Here is a 24,247-nt window from a genome sequence, read left to right as displayed (position 1 = left end):
ATCACTTGGGTGCCCTTTTTCATTGACAAATGTGTTATTATTGTTTAACAACACGCAGTGTTGTTGTGTTGTTCACGTGAATCATGTATACTCCACCTGGTAGATGACCTAAATCTAATGTTTCTGCAGGGTTTAGTTGTTGGGTGTGCATAGCAACGCCAGCGATATTGTAAACAGTTATATTAGCTGGTTGTTGCAAGCCCTCTATGTTTACCTTGCCATTGGTTGGGTTTGGATAAAGTATAAAAGTGGTTACCACATTTGTGTTTATACTTGTACCTTCCGTAAACACTGCTACAATCTCAACATCTGCAATAACTATGTGGGTTCCACCACTTTCAAACGCAGCACCGTTAACAGTTAGGGTATCAATTTTGTAGCCTGTGTTAGGCGTGGCAGTAATAGTGATTTCGCTATCTTTATCTACTTGTGCACCACTTGAAAGTTCTGTTGTTCCTTGTTTTACGCTAAGCGTACCATTTTCAGGAGTAGCAAAGGTAATGGTAAATTGCTCTATTATTGGAATTAATTCAAACTCGCATTCTATTGTTATACCATAGGCGGGCATGGTGAACTCGCAATTGGTGATGGTAACAGTGGTGGACTCCTCACCAGTTTTGTATGCCCTTAGACTGCCCTCTTTAAGGCGGTAACCGATATTAGGACTAATAGTGATTGTTACCGTAGTATTAGCTGGGGCATAGCGATAGCTACTACTTACCGTGCCGTTATTGGTGGGGTTGATTGTAATGGTGTATAACGTTTCTCCCAATTTCCAGCCGTACCAGAGGTTATCGTTGGTATCGCCATCGTTTATATTTTTGTATGATGCCAATGCGTTGGTGAGTTCTTGCCCGGTAAGCGGTGTGCCGTCTGAATTCACGGGGATAAGGAAGCGGGTGTCAGGGCAATCGCTAAAGACATTTGTGTCTGCAACGCTTGGTGGTGTTGCGCCCAGCATCAGATTGCTAAAGGTGACACATCCTTGAAATGCATTATTACCAATACCCGTAACCTGCGGGAATCTGGCGATACTAAGAGTGGTACAACCAGAGAACGCATAGTCACCAATGCTAGCGACTTTATCCACGTTCACTTCTATAATCTGCTCGCCGAAGTAGGGGCTATTGCTATACGTATCAGGAATATCAGCTAAACTACTGGCGTCGTCGGTAATAGTAAAGTGTATAAGGGCGGTAAGGGTGTCGCGATTATTTTTTAGCCAGTTCCAGTCGCTTGCAAAAAATGGTCCTCCAGTAATGGTGAGCGAGATGATTTGGTCCAATGCAACTCCGTCAAGGGCGTTCTCCAGCGAGGTGCCGGATTTATTGTTTGAGCCATTTACAGTAACCAACAGGTTTGGCACAAAGGTGGCGTTTATGATAACACCATCGTTGGGCATGGTAAAGGTGTGGCTATTCATGTCAATGGGCACCTCTCCTCCTCCCTGCTTAGTGCAGGTAAGGCTCTGCAGTATGTAGCCCACATCGGGGGTAGGAGTGAGCGTTACCGTGGCATCGGCGGGAGCGTAGGAATAGCTGCTGCTCACCGTGCCGTTGTTGGCGGGATTGATTGTAATGTGGTATAGTGCTTCTCCCAATTTCCAGCCGTACCAGAGGTTATCGTTGGTATCGCCATCGTCTGTGTTTTTGTATGATGCTAATGCGTTGGTAAGTTCTTGCCCGGTAAGCGGCGTGCCGTCTGCATTCACGGGGATAAGGAAGCGGGTGTCAGGGCAACCGCTAAAGACATTTGTGTTTGCAACGCTTGGCGGTATTGCGCCCAGCATCAGATTGCTAAGGGCGATGCAGCCATGGAATGCTTCACCTTCTATGTTTGTAACCTGCGGGAAGCAGGCAGTACTAAGAATGGTGCAGCCTTTGAACGCATATTCACCTATGTTCGTAACCTGCGGGAAGTTGGCGGTGATTAGGGTGGTACAAAAAGCGAACGCAACATTACCTATGCTTGTAACCTGTGGGAAGTTGGCGGTGCCAAGGGAAGTACAATTATAGAAAGCACCGGCTCTAATTGTTGTTGCCTGTGGGAAACTGGCGGTGCTAAGGGCAGTACAGTTTTGGAATACGTTCAACCCTATGCTTGTTACCTGCGGGAAGCTGATGGTGGTGAGGGCGGTGCAGCCATAGAATGCATAGTTACCAATGCTAACGACTTTAGTCACGCTCACTTCTATAATCTGCTCGCCGAAGTAGGGGTCCCACTCATTTGGTATATCTGCCACGCTAATAGCGTCGTTGGTAATAGTGAAGTGCGTAAGGGCGGTAAGGGTGTCTCGATTATCCTTTAGCCAGTTCCAGTCGTTTGCCATGAATGGCCCTCCAGTAATGGTGAGCGAGATGATTTGGTCCAATGCAATTCCGTCAAGGGCGTTCTCCAGCGAGTTGCCGGATTTATTGTTTGAGCCATTTACAGTAACCAACAAGTTTGGCACGAAGGTGGCGCTTACGGTAACACTATCGTTGGGCATGGTAAAGCTGTGGTTGTTCATGTCAATGGTCACCTCACCCCCTCCCTGTTTGACACAAATAAGGCTCTGCAGTATGTAGCCCGCATCTGGGATAGGGGTAAGCGTTACCGTGGCATCTGCGGGGGCATAGCGGTAGCTGCTGTTCACCGTGCCGTTGCTAGCTGGGTTGATTGTAATGGGGTATAATGTTTCTCCCAACTTCCAACCGTACCAGAGGTTATCGTTGGTATCGCCATCGTCTATATTTTTGTATGACGATAGTGCATTGGTAAGCTCTTGTCCGGTAAGTGGTGTGCCGTCTGTATTCACGGGAATAAGGAAGCGTGTGTCAGGGCAACCACTAAAGGCATTTGTCCCAACGTTTACTGGTGGTGTTGCACCCAACATTAGGTTGGTAAGTGCGGTGCAGTTAGCGAACGCACTGTTGCCAATGCTTGTTATCTGCGAGAAGTTGGCGGCGCTAAAGGCGGTACATCCAAAGAATGCACTTGTCCCGATGTCCGTTACTTGCGGGAAGTTGGTGACGGTGAGGGCGGTGCAGTTTTCGAATGCGTTCCAACTAATGCTTGTTACCTGTGGGAAGCTAGCGGTACTAAGGGCGGTGCAGCCACTGAACGCAAAATTACCAATATTAGCAATTTTAGCCACGTTTAGCTCTATAATCTGCTCACCGAAGTAGGGGATATTGCTATATGTATCGGGAATATCTGCTACGCTGACAGGATCGCTTGTGATGGTGAAGTGTGTGAGATTGTTGAGTTCAGTGCGCTTATTCTTGAGCCAGTTCCAGTCGGATTCAAAAAATGGCCCTCCAGTAATGGTAAGTGAGGTGATTTCGCCCAATGTAACTTCGCTAAGGGCATTCTCCAGCGAAGTACCGGATTTATTGTTTGAGCCGTTTACAGTAACCAACAGGTTTGGCACAAAGGTAGCGCTTATAGTAACGCCCTCGTTGGGCATGGTAAAGGCGTAGCTGTTCATATCAATATCCACCTCTTCTCCTCCCTGCTTAGTGCAGATAAGGTTCTGCAGTATGTAGCCCGCATCGGGGGTGACGATAAGTGTTACCGTGGCACCGGCAGAGGCATACTGAGGAGCATCCACCGTGCCGTTGTTGGTGGGGTTGATTGCAATGGGGTGTGTGGGTTCGATAATCCAGCCGTACCAAAGGCTGTCGTTGGTATTACCATCATCTATATTTTTGTATGATGCCAATGCATCGGTGAGGTTTGTGCCGGTTAATGGTATGCCACTTTCATCTACAGGGATAAGGAAGCGATTCGTCGGGCAGTACGCAAAAACATCTGCTCCAACGCTTACCGGAGGTGTTGCACCCAGCATCAGGTTGGCAAGGAGCCTGCAAGAAAAGAACGCATTGTTGCCAATACTCGTAACCTGCGGGAAACTGGCGGTTTTGATGGTGTTGCAATGCGTAAACGCATATTCTCCAATGCTTGTTACCTGCGGGAAGCTGATGGTGGTGAGGGCGGTGCAGTCGTAGAACCCACCCCAACCAATGCTCGTGACCTTCGGGAAGTTAGTGGTGCTGAGAAGGGCACAATCGCGGAACGCACCGTCGCCAATGCCTGTTACCTGAGGGAAATTGGCAGTGGTGAGGGGACGACCAGAGAACGCATAGTTACCAATGTTAGCGATTTTAGCCACGCTCAGTTCCTTAAGATGGTTGCTGAAGTAAGGAGTTCCCCACTGAGTATTTGGTATATCTGCCACGCTGGTAACACCGTCTGTAATGGTAAAGTATGTAAGAGAAGCGAGAGCGGTGCGATTATCCTTTAGCCAATTCCAGTCAGTTGCAAAGAATGCTCCTCCCATAATGGTGAGTGAAGTAATATCGCCGAGTTCAACTCCGTCAAGGGCGTTCTCTAGTGAGGTGCCGGATTTGATGATTGAGTCGTTTACAGTCAGATGTAGCACATTTGGCGCAAAGATGGCATTCACAGTAACGCGTTCTGCAGGCATGGAAAAGGTGTAGCTACTCATATCAATATCCACTTCGTCCCCTCCAAATTTGACGCAACTAATGCTTTGCAACATGTTGCCCGCTTCAGGGATAATGGAAAGTTTAACCGTGGCACCGGCGGGGGCATAGCGGTAGCTGCCGGTCACCGTGCCACTTCCTATGTAATTTATCTCTACCGGGAATAGCGTTTCTCCCAATTTCCAGCCATACCAGAGACTATCGCCGGTATTGCCATCATCCACATTTTTGTATGATGCCAATGCGTTGGTGAGGTCTTGACCGGAGAGCGGTGTGCCGTCTGCATTTACGGGGATAAGGTAGCGGGTGTCCGGGCAACCATTAAAGGGATTTGTTCCAACGTTTTCCGGTGGTGTTGCACCAAGCATTAGGTTGATAAGGGTTGTACAGCCGAAAAATGCACCGCCGCTAATGCTTGTTGCCAACGGGAAGCCGGCGTTAGCAAGGGCAATACAGTTTTCGAATGCATTACCACCAATGCTTGTTACCTGTGGGAAGTAGGCGGTGTTGAGGGCGGAGCAGCCTTGAAACGCATAGCCACCAATACCGGTGACTTTAGCCACACATAGCTTTATAATCTGTTTGCCAAATATAGATCTGTGCTCCCATCCCTCAACAGTTGGCACATCTGCGATGCTGACAACACCGTCCGTAATGGTAAAGTGCGTCAGAGCATTAAGGTTGTTACGGTTATTTTGTAGCCAATACCAGTTGTTTAGATAGAATGGTCCTCCCGTAATGGTGAGCGAGGTAATTTGGTTCAATGCAATTCCGCTGAGAGCGTTCTCCAGCGAGGTGCCGGATTTGTAGATTGAGTCGTTTACTGTAACCAGCAGATTTGGTGCAAAGGTGGCGCTTACTGTAACACCGTCGTTGGGCATGGTAAAGGTGCAGCTACTTGTATCAATGGTTATTGCCCCGCCTCCGCTATGCTTTGTGTATCTGAGGCTCTGCAGTATGTAGCCCGCATCGGGGGTGACGATAAGTGCTACTGTGATACCAGCAGGGGCACAGGGGTATATGCTGCTTACAGTGCCGTAGCTGGAGGGATTGATTACAATGGGGTGTGGTGGTTCGATAATCCAGCCGTACCAGAGGCTATCGTTGGTATTTCCATCGTCTATATTTTTGTATGATGCCAATGCGTTGGTGAGGTCCTGGCCGGTGAGTGGCGTGCCACTTGCATTTATAGGGATAAGGAAGCGGTTGTCAGGGCAATTCTCAAAGGCATTTGTCTCATAGACTACCGGCGGTGTTGCGCCCAGCATCAGGTTGTTAAGTGTGACGCAGTCAAGGAATGCATAGCTATCAATGCTTGTAACCTGCGGAAATTTAGTGGCACTAAGGGAGGTGCAACCAGAAAACGCTTCAAATCCGATGCTCATTGCTAACGGGAAATTAACACTACTAAGGGCTGTGCAGTATATGAACGCTCGTCCTCCAATGCTCGTTACCAGCGGGAAGTTAGCAGTGCTAAGAGCGGTGCAACCACGGAACGCAAAGCCGCCAATACTAGTCAGATTCGGGAAACTGATTGTAGTGAGAGCGTTGCAGCCCATGAATGTATGCATCCCAACCCTCGCAATTTTAGCCATGCTCAGTTCATTAATTTTCCTACTGAAATAGGGATTTCCATATTCGGTATCGGGAATATCTGCTACGCTATTAATGCTGTCGGTTATGGTAAAGTGCGTGAGGGCTTTAAGAGCGGTACGATTAGCCCTGAGCCAGTTCCAGTCAGTTGTGACAAAATCGCCGGCCGAGATTTCAAGCTTTGCCACTTCTCCCAATGGCGTGATGCCAATGGCTCCCTGCAAGGAGGCCGCACCAGTTACTGTGCTACTAGTACTGTCGGTTTTGGTAATTTTTACAGTAAGATTCTGGGCTTGTACCTGCAGTGCACTAAAGCCCAACAATAGAACAGATAAAAAAATTGCAAAAAGGTTTGCAATTTGGGGTTTACTTTTGGTGCAGGGTAGCACCACAAAAGAAAGATTAACGTTTTTTAATGGGTAATCCATCTGTTTTCTTTTATTTAAGTGGTTTGTTTTAAGTGCTTTAAGACAACACCTTTTATTTCCTCTGTACATTTTATTAAAATTTTTAAATTAATAATAAAATAAATAAAATGGTGAAAACTTTTACAAAACGAATATAAAAAAAAATTACGAATTAAAAGTTAAAAACTAATTATTTAGGATAATTCGCGGAAATTGTCAAAATCACGGGTTTTGTTTGATTACACGGATTATTTCGCCAAATTGTCTGAATCCCCGGAAATAGGAAAAGAAAAAATTGTTTTTCTGCTTTTGAAGTACAATCTAACGAAAGCAATTGCTTAAAATTGGAATTAAACAAATATCCTTTTATTTCAATTAGATATTTAACTATTAAGGAATATTAAGTTTTGGGCAACTACAAGGGTTGTCTCTGTATGATAATCGCTAGTTGTTAATTGATCTTTGCGGTATATCAATACCCATTAACTCTCGATACAGTTTAACCGCCTGAATATCAGTCATAGACGAGAGAAAATCTATTACAAGCCTTATCTTTTCATATAGAGTTCCTGTCGGATAATATTGTTCAGGAACTGTTGATAACAACAAATTAGAATATGGTTTTTGAGGTTCTATAACGGCTTCAACGTAGCACTGTAAAAGAGTGGATAAAATGCGATGCCCCGATATTTCTAATTTTGTTACTCCAGAATCGTTATATATTTTATTAATACCCAGTTGCTTACAATTGTCAAGAGAAGGCTTTATATTGTCAGAAAGTTTATTGGCAAGCGATCCTTCAAATCTGCCACTCATAATTAGTGCATAGTTTTTGATAAAAATTTGATAGCAGTTGTTAACCAAAATATTTATTACCACACTTCGCAAGTAAGCAATTTTTTCAGAATCAATAAGCGTTGCTGATTGCTGTTGGAACTTTTGTTTTATCTTGTCGTGTTGGTCTAAAAACGGAAGCAGATAATTAAAAACAGTTTTAGTGTCAATTATCCCGAGTCTATGAGCGTCTTCGATATCCATAATAAGATATGAAATATCATCAGCGGCTTCGACTAAATATACAAGAGGATGTCGAACAACACTGTTATTGATGTTTAGACCGGTTTCGTTGACAATCAGATTGAAAGCGTCGGTTTCAGAGTCAAAATATCCATATTTTGTTTTTCCTGCTGTTGACGAATAGGGGTATTTTATTATTGTACCAAGAGTGGCATAGGTAAGAGCAAAGCCACCAACACGACGACCATAGAACTGATGTGTTAGCAGACGCAATACGTTTGCGTTTCCTTCAAATCTGTTTAAATCAGCCCATTGTGTTTTTGTAAATAGGTTTTTAAGTTCGTAACCTTTTCCGTCGGTGAAAAAAGAAGAGAGAGTGTTTTCTCCTGAATGACCAAAAGGAGGGTTACCCATGTCGTGTGCCAAACAAGCAGTAGCAACAATGGTTGGCATTTCTGTAGCTGCACGGCTTTCAATAAGATTGTTGTTAGCCAAATATTCAGCAACCAAGCTAGCGATAGAACGACCCACGCTGGCAACTTCTAAACTGTGGGTTAATCTATTGTGTACGAAAATTTCACCAGGAAGGGGAAACACCTGTGTTTTACTTTGTAGTTTACGAAATTCGGGCGAGAAAATTAGCCTGTCGTAGTCTCGTTGAAACTGCGAACGAAAATCAGATGCAGTTGTTTGATGATTGTCACCAAAACGATTAGCATTTAAGAGAGTTTCCCAATTTAAATTCATTTTGTTTATAAAATATTTATATGTAAAATTTACCCATAGTAACTTGATTATAAGTTTTTTAATAAAAAAATAACTTTAAACTGATAAAATTATACTATCTTAGCAAGTTGAAATTAAGTTACATTGGCATGCAAAAATAGGCCATTTATCAAAATAATAAAAACAAAAGTATTATGTTGCGGTTTGCGGTACTGTGTTTGAATATTATTAACGAATGAGGTGACTTACAATATACTGTATAAGACCATCGGTAATTGGCAATATGTCAGACTAAATAATACATTTGCATAAACAAAGTAGTTGTTTGTAAAAAAAACAGTAATAGTCGGAACATAAGTTATATTAAATTCGTTAATTTGTATATTATTATGGTAAAATGGGATTATAGCCAAACAGAATTTGACAATTTGCAACAATAAATAACAGTTTCACTTCCTTAAACAATTACATTTCCACAACTAGATAAATATTTGAACCATGAATACATATCTATCCACAAGACAAAAACGTTGTAGTACTAAACCAACATTTTTTAATAACAGTTTGTCCTACTTGATTAAAACCACTTTATTGCTGTTTATGTTTTTGGGCAATTTAAGTGTTTTTGGGCAGACTACTTATAGATCAGCATCTGCCACCTTGAGTGATTGGCATAATCCTAATACATGGACACCGAATGGTGTTCCGGGGGCCAACGACTACGTTGAGATAAGGGGAGGACATACTATTGAGGTAAATGATAACGCCTCGTGTATGAGTATTACTTTTACAACAACAACTAGTAGTTATTATTGGAATTTAGCAGTTAATAATGGCAAAACATTAGACGTGTCAGGTGCGATTACTCTGAATTATACTACTACTAGAAACAATATTAATGCAAACATAACTGGACAAGGAACAATAAATTGCGGTTCGATAGTTCTTGGAAATGGTAGTGCAAATTTCGATGCCGGTTTATTTGATCCTACATATGTGTGTACTCTAAAATCTTCTATTGATTCCATAAATGTATCTAATGATATTGAAATTAACAGTTACCGCGTTAGAATATATGGTAGAGAAAGAATAAGAAATGGTGTTTTTGAACATGACAGAGGCAAAATTGTAGTTGATGGAAGTATTAAAACAATTAATGTGCACTCTTATAACGAATCGAAATTTTTACTTGGCACTGGCTCCCCTCATTTAATTCTTAAGGGTATAAATTCATTCGATTTGTCGACTATAGGTACAAGTACAATTGTTTTAAATACACTAAACTCTACAGTTGAGTACAAAAGAGCAGGGGATCAAAGCATTTATGTAACAGACTATTATAACCTCATATCCTCTACTAGCGGTATTAAAACATTAGAGGGTAATATTGGTGTTTGGAATCTTACTATAAACGGCACATCAAATCTTACAACTGGATATCCTATAACTGGAAACAGCACTGGTAGGTTAGAAATGAACAATACTTCAACTCTAACTTTGAGCTCAACTACAAGCACAGTTCCATTTCCATATAATTTTACGTCCTATAATATAATTTTCAGTCCAGGTACTACTGTAGTTTATCAAGGTATTGGAGGACAAACTGTTTCGTCAGTACCAAATTCATATAAAAACCTTCACATACAAGGCGGCGGCACTAAAAATACTGGTGGGAATATTAGAGTTGATGAAAGTCTAGTTTTAAACGGTGCTTGTTTAGCAACAGGTTCTGGAGCAGATATTATTTTGGGTAAAGATGCAGCAATCTCTGCTGCAGGAGCTTTCAGTAGTAGCCAAATGATTGTATGCAATGGTACAGGAAGCCTTGTAAAGGAGGGTGTACAGTCATCAGATTTTGTAATGGAATATCCTATAGGTGCAGGTAATGCTTATACTCCATTGGAAGTAACTTCGTTGAGTGCAACTGTAAATGGTACGGGTAGCTTTTATGCTAGAACATTGAATGAGCGAGGTTCTTTTACAAATCCCAATGATCTTAATAGACACTGGACTACAAGTTCAAATAATTTGTCAAACATCTCAGCTAATATAAAATTTTTCTATAACTCAAACGATGTTTTAGGAGATGAAGATAAATACAAACCCATGTTTTTAAATGGAGTAACTTGGACTGCTGTTAGTAATGGGTTTGTTGACATATATAATGATTTTTTCACAGTATCAAACGTAATAAATATTGATGTTCAGTGGACACTACGAGAGCCTATTACAACGTACTACTCTTATCAGTCGGGTGATTGGAAAAACAGTACAACATGGACAACCGACCCTTCAGGTTCAGTGTGGGAAGGTGGAGGTGTTCCTAGTACTTATGATAGGGTAGTAATACTAAATGGTCGTACCGTAACTATTAATGAAGATAGTAAAGTGGCTTACTCATTGCAGCTTAACGAGGGAGGAGAGTTGGATATAGGAACTACTACAGGACATAACTTTAATGTAGTTGTTGGACAAGGAACTATAAAGTTGGCTTCAACGACCTTCCCAACTGGCGATTTTGATAGTTTTGTAGCAGCAGGAGGAGGCACTGTGGAGTATTACAATTCAAGTAACTTCACCTTTGATAGAAAAGTTTATAATAACCTAATAATAAACCTCCCAAATTTAAGTACGGCTACCATTAATGACAATATGACAATTAATGGTAATTTTACAATTAAACAAGGAACATTTCAGATTAGTGCTTCAGGAAATAGAACGCTGTCTGTAAAAGAAAATGTTACTGTAGAAACTTCAGGGAAAATAGAGGTGGGAAATGTTACTGGGGTGCATGATTTTATTATTAGTGGCGATTTTGTAAATTATGGTCAAGTGAAATTTTCACTATTGTCACAACCTGATTATACTGGTTCTAACAATAGGCATGTTGATGTATATTTTGATAATGCAACAAAAGACCAGTATGTAAAGTGTAATGGCGTAACCGAATTTTATAGAATTGTGGTAAATAAGGGAATAGACCAAACTTATATACTAAATATTGATGCCTCGAGTACAAGTAATTTTAAACTATTTGGTAGAAATAATCTAGATGCAACAGGTTATCCCCCAAATATAACAAACCGTAAGGCATTAGATATACTTGTAGGAACACTGAGATTGGGTAATAATATAGTTATACCTTCGCTTTGTGGTACTAACTTAGTTTATTATATTGATGAAGATGCAATGCTTTGGTTAGATGGTGCAACAGTAGACTTTTCAAATAGTACTACTGGTGATGGCTCTACATTTTTGTTATATGGTGGCTACAAGCAAACGGGGAATTCAAATTTTTTAGACAATAGCAAGCAGGGTTTTGTTGTTCGTATAACTGGGCAGATCTTTATTGAAGGGGGTAATTTAAGTACAGAAATTATTAGAACATCGTATCAACCAGGAACACATAGGGGTTCTTTTACTATGTCAGGAGGAGTAGTAAATTTAAGAGGTTCTGGGTTGCCTAACTTAGATGGCATGAGTGTTTATGGTACTTTTACAATGCCTTATGCGACCAATGCAATTAATATTTCCGGAGGTACTATAAATATTCTTGCACCTAACCCAACTGGTTATGGATATTGGCCAAATTATGGTGGTCGATACTTTAGTGTGTTGATTGGAGCAGATCCTAATAATGTAAATATTACTGGTGGTACAGTAAATATACATGTAACAGGTAGTAGTAATTCTTATATAAATTCAACTATGCCATTTTGGGATTTGAATATTATATCATCATCAAGTACCTTTTCTGCTCAGCCAAAAGGATATCCGGGGAATTCTACAACTTATATTCCTGCAATGAGTGCTCAACCTCTTGTTGTGTTGAATAATTTAACACTTGAAAATCAAGCTGTTTTAAATTCGGGCGAAAGTAGTGTTGATGTTATTGTTGGAAAGGACTTTATCATTAATAGTGGAACTACATATACTCCTTTAACAAATAACACCATTTTTAATGGTTCGGGAGTGCAAACATTTTCAAACTCGGGCACAATAACAAGCGGATTATATAAGATGTCAATAATTAATGGCTCGGAGTTAAATTTAGCAGGAACAGCAAGCATATTTAACGTAAGAAATGACTTTGAGATTGGAACCGAGTCGGCACTACGTGATAATACCAAGATTGTAAATGTTGCAGGTAACATTATCAACAGCGGAACCCATATTAGACCTTCAGGTGCTGCTGGAAGAATTGTTTTAAATGGCACAGGAAACCAAGATATTTCCGGCGACGGTAATGGTAAGTTTAATAATTTAGCGGTAAATAAAACAGGTGGAGAACTCACAGTATCATCAGACATTCAAATTAACGGTGCATTTAGTTTGGTTAGTAACATAAGAGTTAATTTGGGTTCAAACAGACTTATCCTTGGTGAAAATGCAGCAGTTTACTCTGCATTAGGTACTGGGGCGATATTTAATAATAATAAAATGATTTTAACCAATGGCTTTGGATCAGATAGAGGAATAACCAAACTATTTAGTGGTTCAGGTTCGGAAATAATACTATTGCCTTATGGTTTTTATGTTAGTGACAACTCTACATATTATTATATGCCTTCCACAATAGAGTATAGTGGAGCCGTAGAAGGGACGGTTACTTCGAGACCTGTTAAGGAACACCATCCGTTAGCACAAAATCTATCATTAAGTACGTATTGGAAAAATACAACTACGGGTTTTGAAGGTGTTAGCAGTAATGCTTTTAGATTAAGATTTACATACAATGACTATTTTATTTCAGGAATAGAGGCAAACTATGTTGCAGCAGTATATAGACACGGCGACTCATGGATTTATTTGAACGACCCTACAGCAATAAACACCGCAACTAATACAATTACTTTTGCCAATCAACCAACAGCAAATGGTGATCATACTGCAGGTTATATTGAAGCTTTTGGTTCTATACCTGTTCTGTACAGTCGTGAAAACGGGGATTGGGATAGCACAAGTACGTGGTCTGAAACAGGTCACGACGGAGTTCCAGCTTCACAGATACCAAACGAAACTACTCTCGTAATTATTGGCGAGGGTCATACCGTCCAAATAAATAGTAATGGCAAGCGTGCAGGAGGACTAAGGTTACTTGCAGGCACCACCTTGGATATAACAAATACAACAGGACACGATTTCTCGTCAATCCCTGAAGAGAAAATCGATGGAGCGGGAACACTTAAAATATCAAGCTCAAACTATTTCCCTGCCGGTGATTTCGGCGATTTTCTTGGACCCAATGGCGGAACTGTAGAGTATTATACAAATAATGCAGATATAGTTATACCAATAGAGTCAGATGATGCTGCAAGATTGAAATTAAACCAATATAGAAATTTGGTATTAAGAATTGGTACAAATCATAATATTCAGCTACCATCGCTCGAAAAATTGACAATATTAGAAAATATATTGTGTACAGGCAATAGTTATGGCAATAGTAGTATAAATATCTCGGGTACTAATAAAATGGAGTTGGTAGTAAAAGGAGATTTTATTATAGACAATCCGACTTTTGTTGTAAATAATACGCAGAAAGATATTATCGTTTATGGTGATTTGATGCTAACTACAAACAGAGCTCGTTTTACAGTTTCGGCAACGTCTGCAGATAACAGGTTGCATATATATGGTGACATTATAAACGATGGTACGTTAGGGTTAAACAATGCGACGGGTGGCAGCATGGAGGCAATATTCAAAGGCGTACAAAATACGGTTATAGATGGTACTGGTCAATATTTCTTTTATTGGATAATTGTTGACAAAGGTACAAACCGCAATGCCGTAGTCACTTTATTGGCTCCCATTACGGTTGCACAAGCTAATCCTCTTTTAGAGTTAAAAAACGGTACATTTAGAGTAAATCGTGCTGAGGCAGATTTAGTGATTACTTACAGAAATACAGATTTTACTATTCCACATACAGCAGCACTTTCTGTTGTTGATGGGAATGTCAGAATAGCAACTAGTACTGTTTCTGGTAGTGGCAAACTTTGTCTGGCAGGAAGGTTAGAGGTGCTTGGTGGAAAAATGTTTATTGGAAACAGTATGTATAATACTAACCATTCTATCGAGTATGTAGCGGCTGGTAACCCTGAGATAATTGTAGAAGATGGAGAGCTGCACGTTAATGGGCAAATTAGGAGGTTAACAGCTGTAACAACTGGTAATCTGCACTATAGGCAATCAGGTGGTACAACTACCATATACGGAAAGAGTCGTATAGCGACCCGTGGGTTATTTGAGATAGATAATTTAGGTAGTTTTGAAATGTCAGGAGGAACATTGCAGTTTGATCGTCCATCAGTTGCAGGAACCACCTTTGGGGATGTTGTTCTAAAACCCGATTCATTAAGTGTAACAGGTGGTATGATAAAATTTGGGTTACCAACATCAATAGCAAATTATAATTTTAAAATGATAGCGTCATCACCAGTTTGGGATTTAACAGTTGGTAACGAGATTATACCACAGCTTCTGACAACTAATGTGTACGCTATTACAGTGAAAGGTGAACTATTGATCAATGAAGCTTCTCAATTTATAGCTAATGGATTGAACGTTACTTTAAAAGGAAACATCGTTAATAAAAACACTTCTGCATCAACAAACCTAACTGAAGGTGGTTATCAACCAGGGACAAACACACAAACCACCATTTTTAGTGGAAATATACAAAATATTACCGGTACAGAGAACAACTTAACAAATTTTGCAAACCTGGTAATTGAACCAACAAGTTCAGTTTCACTGCTTGAAAACACCACGGTAAGAGTTAATAATACTTTGGAAATTAGAAGTGGAACTCTTATTGATGGAGGTAACTTTGTATATGCAGCAGGAGACATAGTAAATACCTCAATACATGTAAGTAGCCAATCATCAGGTGGTATAAATTTAGTAGGGATGAAAAACCAAAAACTGAGGGGTTATGGAGCAACTTATGGAAATATAATTATTGACAATTCACACGGTATCAGTCTTTTAGACAATACAACCATAAATGGAAGACTCATATTAGAGAACGGACTTTTATATATCGATGACTATTTGTTAACGTTAGGTGTAAACGCAACTGTAGAGGGTGCATTTGATAATAGCAAGATGATTATGTTAAATGGTGTTTTAAGTGATTTAGGAGTTAGGAAAATGTTCTCATCAGTTACATCATCTCAATTTACAATACCTATAGGTACAGGAGGTAAATATACGCCTGCTACTTATACTGTCACTACAGGTACACCAGGAGCTATTACCGTCAGACCGGTTAATAGAGAGCATCCTGCATTATATGACGTAGCAGGTAATGAACTTCAATATTACTGGAGTGTTAATGCTACAGGTTTTGGAACAGATTTGCAGCTTACACATAAATATCAATATATAGAGGAAGATGTATTAGGAACCATAGACCAATATGTTGTAGGATTATACCACTATGATACATATCTGTGGAATAACTTAGGTAATGATGGTCACCCCGGGAAAGTTAATGCAGTCGAAAAAACTATTGAAGTTTTAAATGTTAATTATGCTACTGGAGATTTTACAGCAGGATATCCAGCTAATTTTATATCGTTGCCAACTTATTATAGTAGAAACAACAGATTAAACGATAATTGGATTGAACAAGACAACTGGTCAACAGTTGGACATGATGACGACACTCATTTAGCTTCAGTTCCCCCACATGGTAATCCGATAGTTATTGCAGCAGGACACACAATGGTAATAAGTGTAAATCAGCAGATGCAGGCTTCAGTAGAGGTTAATGGAGTATTAAATTGTGGCAAAACTGTATTTCACAACTTAGGAAATGTATATGGAACAGGAAAAATAGTAATAGAGTCAACAGATGAAGGATATTTTGTATTTCCGGCGGGTGAATATGAAGAGTTCTTTAATACAATGGGAACAGAGGTTGAGCTTACAGGTTCAATTACGGCTACTATGCCTCTAAAACCTGGAAATTATAGTAAGCCATTTAACAACTTAATATTATCGGGTCTTGGGCAAAAAAATATGAGTGCTGATGACCTTAGAGTTAGAGGTAGGCTTGAAATTAAAAATGGAACAAAGCTAAACAGCTCTAATCACAATAGAAGTATTTATATTTCAGGAGATTGGATAAACGAAAACACAACAGAAAATAGCTTTATTGCAGGAACGGGAACAGTATTTATTGAAGGAACAGAGACACAAAATATGACTGTGTCTGCTAAAGAAAAATTCAATAACCTTACTATGCAAAATAGTGCAGGTCTCGTTATAACTAACAATCCCATAGAGATTATGAAAACTCTTAGATTAACAAAAGGAGTTATCCATTCGGCAGAAAATAGAGAAGTAATACTTTCGAACACTTCAATAAGTCAAGCCGTCGTAGGAGTTAAAAACACTTCGTTTGTTGATGGACCTGTTAAAAAGCGAATATTATCTGGACAATCGTTCAACTTCCCGACAGGAAACGACGGACGTTTAGGAGTTATCAGATTGACTAGGGCGACATCATCGCAACAGTACTGGACAGCACAATATTTTAACACAGATCCAAGTCCAACATATCCAACAGAGATAACAAATTTAGCAATACCGTTGACTGCAGTTAGTGATAATGAATACTGGCGTGTAATAGGACCTGATGTTAATTCAGAGGCAAACATTTATCTTCGTTATGACGGAGTGTCATTCCCAGAATATACATATTCAAGTTCTGGAAGAAATTTGCTGAGAGTTGTTGAAAACGAAGCTGATATGTGGACTCCCATTGGAGACAGAGTAAGTGGAACAGCTACATCTGGAAATGTTTATACATTTGTACCACAGTCCGTGACACAAGTTGGTCACACATACTCAATTGGAGCAATTGGAGTTACTGCAATAATTGATGATACAACTTCATGGTCTATTTGCGATAATGAAACAGATTACGTAATGGTACCTGTTAAACTAACGGGAAACCCGCCTTATAGACTGACTTATAAGACAGTTGGAGAATATACAAGAGAATTTACTGAGAATAATATTGAAACTTCACAATTTGTAATAACATTGAATGGACTTAGTATGGGAGGATATTCAGCAACTCCATATGTTTTGAAACTTGTTTCGGTATCAGGAGATGGTGGAGCAACTGCAGGTTTTGTAAGACCAGATAGTGTGAAAATTACAGTAAAATTGACTCATAAGCCAATTATTTCAGGTGCAGCAATTGTTGCACTAGGTGAGGAACGAACCTATACAACACCTCTTCACGATGGAAGTGTTTATTTGTGGGAGTGGGTAGGTGCTTCAGGAGGAACAATTACTCCAACAGCAAATGAAGCAAAAATTAATTTTAACAGTACTACTGGAGTTTATGTCCTAAAAGTTACAGAAACGAGTAGTTCAGGCTGTTTTGCATATGATGAAATTACTATTAATGTACAAAATATGCCAGCACCGTATATAAATCCACATGATGAAACGAATATTTGTCAAGGAGAAATACGAACTTATACCACTAATTATAATCCATCAAATGAATACTTTTGGACGGTAGTTGGAGGAGTTTGTCAAGGATGCGACAGTTGGGTTTCCGATAAAGCTCAAATAATAGTGACATGGGATAGTCCAACAAATGCGGGTTATGTTAAAGTTGAAGAGCAAATTAAAAACACTACAACAAAATCTGAAGATATTTTAAATATACAAGTATCTAAACAACCGACTCAAAGAACTTTACTGGGCGATGAAGTTTGCCAAAACTTGGCAGGACAAATTACGGTTATAAATTCGGAATCGGGTGTCAATTATCAACTTGTAAATAATAGTAGTGGTATTAACGTGGGTCCGTATTTATCAGGAAATGGGGGTAATCTACAGCTTAATACAGATCCATTACTAGCAACAGAAAACTTCTATGTTAGAGCATATAATCTTGGATGTGAACTGCGAATGCCACCAAATCCAGGAACAGTTGACGTTACTGTGCAAAATCCTGATGTTCTATTAGCTATTGATGATACCGACCATATTCTTTGTCAAGGGACACAGGCGAACTTCACAGCATCAGATGCAGCAGCTTTGGCCAACAGTTTTAATTTTATTATAAATGGCTTATCAGTTCAAAGTTCTGAATCTACGTCATACGCAACAACAAGTTTACAGCACAATGACGAAATATATGTTGTGGGTACTACAAACAAAGGATGTAGAGATACGAGTAGTGTTATTGCTGTATCAGTGGGTAACAATATATGGTCGGGTGAAGTATCGACAGCATGGGAAAGTTTAGGTAACTGGGCATGTGGATACTTGCCATCGTTAGCAATTGATGCGTTTATACCCGTAAGAGCTGCGCGTATGCCTATAGTTAGCACGTCTTCATCTGTTAAGACAATTGAAGTTGAGACAGGAGCCTCTTTAACCCATAACAACGGAATATTCTCAATCGCTGGAGATATAATTAATAGAGGAACATTTACATCATCTAATGCAACCATCAGGTTGACTGGAGGAAATGAACAAAAATTAATAGATAACACAGGGTTTAATTTCAGTAATTTAACTGTTGAAAAACAAGGTGAATCTGTTATCCTTGAAACTAAAGTTAACATATCTGGTGCACTTACACTAACAAGTGGCATTGTAAAAACTGATGATACAAATATTCTTACACTTGCGAATACAGCAAGTACTACTCCAGGTAATGCTAACTCTTATGTCGATGGTCCTATGCAGAAAATTGGTAACACCGACTTTACGTTCCCAGTTGGTGCTGGAGACCGTTGGGCAAGAATTGGAATTTCGGATATTGTAGCAGCAAAATCTACGATAACAATGAAAGCGCAGTATCATATTGGAAAATACAGCGAACCTGACAATGTAAGCGTACCATTAAATAACGCTAGTGAAGTAGAGCACTGGTACCTACAAAATACAACAAACGATGCGGAATGTAACGTTACACTACATACTGAAAATGTCTCATTAAGCAATATTAATACTTCAAATTTACCAGACTTAAGAGTTGCATATTTTGATGGAACATGGACGGATAAAGGTAATGGAGGCACCTCTTTTGACACTAACACAGGTTCTATTAAATCTGGTGTAAGCACCACCAGACCTAATAATTATTTTACTTTTGGGTCTTTAACAGGAGACAACCCGCTACCTGTTGAGCTTATAAACTTTAAAGCATATTTGTATAACGGACAAACTCTCCTTACTTGGATAACCGCAACAGAACACAACAACAGCCATTTCGAAATTGAAAGGTCTGATAATATGAAAGATTTTACCAAAATAGGTACTGTTTATTCTAAAGCGCAAAATGGTAGTAGCACTCAAGCAATCGACTATGCATATACAGACGATGCTCCTAAAGCGGGAACGAACTACTATAGGCTAAAACAGGTTGATTTTAATGGCTTGTACTCTTATTCAAAAGTTGTAAGTGTAACATCAGATAGAGAAAATGACCCATTGGAGTCTATAATGGTTTATCCGAATCCTACTACAGGTTCAGCAAATATTATTATTCCCGGGGGCGGTGAAAATATACATATTTCTTTATACAACTACAATGGAGCTGTGTTGCTCGAATATGAATACAATCCTTTAGATCCAACAATTGATTTAAGTCAATATGCTAGCGGATTGTACATGTTGAAGATTTCTAAAAACGATAAACATGTTGTTCAAAGAGTGATCAAGCAATGAACAATTAACAATTAACAATGAACAATTGTTAATGGGCTAATTAGTAAACTATTAGCCCATTAATAATTGTTCGTTTAAAAATAGCTAACAGTCAATTGCTTTTAACACTTCGGCTTCGCCCACTTCGACAGGTTCAGAGATCGAGTACACCGCTTTACAAACTTTTAACTAAATAATTGTTCATTGCTAATTGCACATTGATAATTGATTGTCCGTGTCTAAACTATATATATTCAACCCAACCAATGAATTGGCCATAGCAGATGGAGGTAAGGGCTATATTCCTTCGAAATATTTAGCCGAGTTTGAAAGCAATTTAGATACTTTACCGTTTTTATTCGCCTCCCCCGATGATTACGTGCTGGTTGATAATATCCCTGATAAAAATTGGCTTGAGTCGTTCTCTTCGCGAGAAATACCACTACCTAAATTTTTGAAAAAGGAAGATTTGATGTCATTAATCAAGTCTCAAGAGGTTGTTATAGAAGATATTACACCGTGGGGTTGGAGTCCAAGAATGATTAAAAGAGTAGAAGAGATAATACGACTATCGCCTAGTATTGATCTTAATTTACCCAATTATAGATGGACATCAAAACATAAATCCGTTTACGGGCGCGAAACAGCATTGAAGGCATTAAAATTCATAGTACAAGACTATCCGAATCGCGAAAAGTTAATACCCGATAACATGTTTCCTGTAAAAGCATGTAAAGTTGCCGAGATTGACGATTTTTTGAAATTAAATAAAAAAATTGTAGTTAAATCGCCTCATAGCTCGTCAGGTAAGGGGATAGTAATGTTGCAAAAACCAGTTTTAAACAGACAAAATGTCGATTGGATTTTAGGAGCCATAAAACAGAGCGGTTATGTTATGGTAGAGCCCTTTTTTAATATTTTAAACCATTTTTCAATACAGTTTTATAACGATAAAGCACAATGTAGGAGAGTAGCTTTCGGAGCATTTTCATGCAATTCGAAAGGTGGATATGAGTGTAATTTTATCGGTGGAGTTGAGGTTTTGCCGAAAGTCAAGCAGTTCGTTAACGATATTGATATCGGGCTAATCGCTGATATTTTATCCGATGCACTAAAAAAACTTGAAATTGGAAATTACTACAATGGTTATTTGGGAGTAGATATGTTTTTGTGTGAACACCAAAATGGCGAATTGTTTTTACATCCGTGCGTTGAAATAAACTTAAGACAGAATATGGGACTGGCAGCTCACTATTTGTTGCCGTGGATTGCGGATAATCATGTAGGTAGGTTCAGAATTATAAATAAAACCTGTGTTCCCAACAATGATATTATAGGCTTTATAAATTCAAACAGTCCGCAATGGAGTAAAAATAAGTTGCAAGGTGGCTTGATAGCGTTAACACCTCCACTTAATAAAAATCACGTTGCTATAGCAGAAATATGTTGTGTGAGTAATAATGAGAATGTGTTGACATTTAGTGATATAATACCGATTTGACAACTACTATAGTCCAAACTTCATTATCGTTCGTTTGAACTATGTGTTTGTTACATCGGTATTTACCATTGTAAAATTTTAAAAAGATAGGACTATTTTAAAATTACAATTGTTATAATATAAAAAAGTCACCTAAAATGCTTTAGGTGACTTTTTGGTACGATGTAAAAAATTAACCACATTCCGATGAGCCACAGTCGTTACATGTTAAGCAACCTTCTTGATATACAATATTGTGCGACTTGCAGTTTTTGCATACTTCTCCTTTAGCTTCTGTGCCATCAGGAATATATCTTTTCAAAGCTCTGGCAACACCTGCTTTCCAAGTGTTGATTGACTCGTTATCAAAGTGAAGTGAGCTAATGAGAGGAACAGTTTTTTCAATGGGCATGCCGTATCTTAGTACGCCTGAAATAAGTTTTGCATAGTTCCAAAACTCAGGATTGAACTTATGAGATAATCCTTCAATAGTTGTCTTGTATCCAAACTTGTTGATATATTGGAAGTCGTACCTTGTAACGTTTTCCTCATCTTTGTTTTTGATGATTTTACCTTTATCAATACCTTTTGGGATTGGTAAAACATCCTCTTCGGCAAGACCGGTAAATATTTCATAAGGGCGGTCGTCTAATAAACCTATAAAAGCAATCCAATCTTCTGTGCCATTTTTGAATCTCACCACATCACTACATAACTCTTTTGGTCGTTTGAGTTCTTGTGTAGAAGTGGGTTTCTCTTCTTTTGTGTTTGAAACTAAGACACCAACTCTTGAACCTTCACGATATACAGTAATACCTTTACATCCCGATTTCCATCCTTCAAAATATACTTTTCCAACCATCTCTTCGGTAATGTTTTCTGGGAGGTTAACAGTAACGCTTATGCTGTGGTCAACCCATTTTTGTATTGCCCCTTGCATATGTACCTTGCTAACCCAATCAACATCATTGGCAGTGGCTTTGTAATATGGTGATTTAGCAACCAATTCTTCCAACTCAGACTCTTCCATTTTTTCTACGTCATCGATATTGTAGCCAGCTGCATTCATCCATTCTATAAATTTATGGTGAATTACAGTAAACGTTTCCCAACTATCACCAACTGAATCGGTAAATGATACTTTTACATCTTTTTCGTTTGGATTCACTTTGCGATTACGGCGATATATTGGCTTGAAAACAGGCTCAATTCCCGATGTTGTTTGCGTTAGAATGCTTGTGCTTCCCGTAGGAGCAACTGTTAACATTGCAATATTTCTGCGACCGTGTGCAACCATTCGTTTATATAGTTCTGGATCTGCTTCTTTAATTCTAAGAATGAACGGATTGTCACACTCTCTTTCAGCGTCGTATATTGTGAAAGGTCCACGTTCTTTTGCCAAATCAACAGAACTTGAATAAACACTTAGAGCTAAAAATTTGTGTACTTCAACTGAAAATTCAATTGCTTCTGGGCTACCATAGCGTAATCCCATAGCTGCAAGCATGTCACCTTCAGCTGTTATACCAATACCGGTGCGACGTCCTTCGATTGCTTTTTTTCTAATATTTAACCATAACTGTTTTTCAACTCTTTTTATCTCCTCAGTTTCGGGGTCGCTGTTTACTTTGTGAAGTATGGTATCAATTTTTTCAATTTCAAGATCTATAATGTCGTCCATCATTCGATGTGCGATGGTTGTATGTTTTTTAAATAGTTCGAAATCAAATTCGGCTTGTGGAGTAAAAGGATTTTTTACATATCCATACAGATTTATTGCCAATAATCGACAGCTATCATAAGGGCACAATGGAATTTCACCACAAGGGTTTGTTGAAACAGTTTCAAAACCAAAATCTGCGTAGCAATCGGGTATTGACTCTCTTTGTATTGTATCCCAGAACAGTATCCCTGGCTCAGCTGATCGCCATGCGTTGTGTACAATTTTGTTCCACAAGCTTTGTGCATCTATTTCACGGCTTACAGTAGGGTTATGACTTTTAACGGGATATTGTTGTACGTACGGTTTACCATCAATAACAGAGCGCATGAAATCGTCGTCAATTTTTACAGATATATTAGCACCGGTTACTTTACCTTGTTCTAATTTTGCATCAATAAAATGCTCAGCATCAGGATGTTTTATGCTAACTGAAAGCATCAAAGCCCCTCTTCGACCATCTTGTGCCACTTCGCGGGTCGAATTTGAATAACGCTCCATAAAAGGAACTAATCCGGTAGAAGTGAGAGCTGAATTCTTCACAGGACTACCCGCAGGACGTATATGCGACAGATCGTGACCAACGCCTCCACGACGTTTCATTAGTTGAACTTGCTCTTGGTCAATCTTCATTATTCCTCCGTAGCTGTCGGAGTTTCCTTTATTTCCAATAACGAAGCAATTTGAAAGGGAGCCTACCTGAAAATTATTACCAATTCCCGCCATAGGACTACCCTGTGGAACTATATATTTGAAATCTTTTAGGGCTTCAAAAATCTCCTCCGCGGTCATTGGGTTTGGGTAGTTTGCTTCAATACGAGCAATTTCATTTGCAATACGCCAATGCATATCATCTGGAGTTTTTTCATACAAATTGCCGAAAGAATCCTTTAAAGCATATTTGTTTAGCCATACCGATGTCGCTAATTGGTCGCCTTTAAAATAGGCTAAGGTCGCTTCTGCTGCCTCTTCATTTGAATAAGTTTTCCGCATTGTATTGCTTTTAGGGGCTATTATTTCATCCGTTAGCATTATTATATTAAGTTTTATCGTTAGTGTTGTTAAATTCTACTTAATTATTTGGTTTTATTGTTACACTTAATAAGCAATATAACCAGTAAAT

5 protein-coding genes are annotated in these 24,247 nt (G+C 39.1%); 2 read left to right on the top strand and 3 right to left on the bottom strand.

Annotation, left to right across the window (positions count from 1 at the left end):
* Positions 1-37 precede the first annotated feature (37 nt).
* Both GX311_00305 and dgt read right to left on the bottom strand, forming a co-directional pair.
* A complete protein-coding gene (locus GX311_00305) occupies positions 38-6,508 on the bottom strand; it encodes a leucine-rich repeat protein (GenBank protein ID NLK14819.1) in 6,471 nt (2,156 codons plus the stop codon).
* 423 nt (positions 6,509-6,931) lie between these two features.
* Entirely contained in the window at positions 6,932-8,251 is a 1,320-nt protein-coding gene (gene dgt / locus GX311_00300; protein NLK14818.1) for a dNTP triphosphohydrolase, read from the bottom strand.
* A gap of 477 nt (positions 8,252-8,728) precedes the next feature.
* Here dgt and GX311_00295 point away from each other — a divergent pair, with 477 nt between their 5' ends.
* Together GX311_00295 and GX311_00290 are read left to right on the top strand one after the other, a co-directional pair.
* Positions 8,729-19,945 (top strand): T9SS type A sorting domain-containing protein, encoded by an 11,217-nt coding sequence (locus GX311_00295; GenBank protein NLK14817.1) that lies wholly within the window; start codon positions 8,729-8,731, stop codon positions 19,943-19,945.
* 214 nt (positions 19,946-20,159) lie between these two features.
* Entirely contained in the window at positions 20,160-21,425 is a 1,266-nt protein-coding gene (locus GX311_00290) for a hypothetical protein (GenBank protein NLK14816.1), read from the top strand.
* Positions 21,426-21,597: 172 nt separating this feature from the next.
* Here GX311_00290 and GX311_00285 read toward each other — a convergent pair whose 3' ends face one another.
* The gene (locus tag GX311_00285; protein NLK14815.1) at positions 21,598-24,156 is read right to left on the bottom strand and encodes an adenosylcobalamin-dependent ribonucleoside-diphosphate reductase; all 2,559 of its coding nucleotides are present in this window, start codon (positions 24,154-24,156) and stop codon (positions 21,598-21,600) included.
* Positions 24,157-24,247 lie beyond the last annotated feature (91 nt).

The organism is Bacteroidales bacterium, from assembly GCA_012519055.1.
GTDB lineage: Bacteria > Bacteroidota > Bacteroidia > Bacteroidales > Salinivirgaceae > JAAYQU01.
Note: the sequence above shows the minus strand (reverse complement) of the source record. Positions and strands in the feature narration are given on the sequence as shown.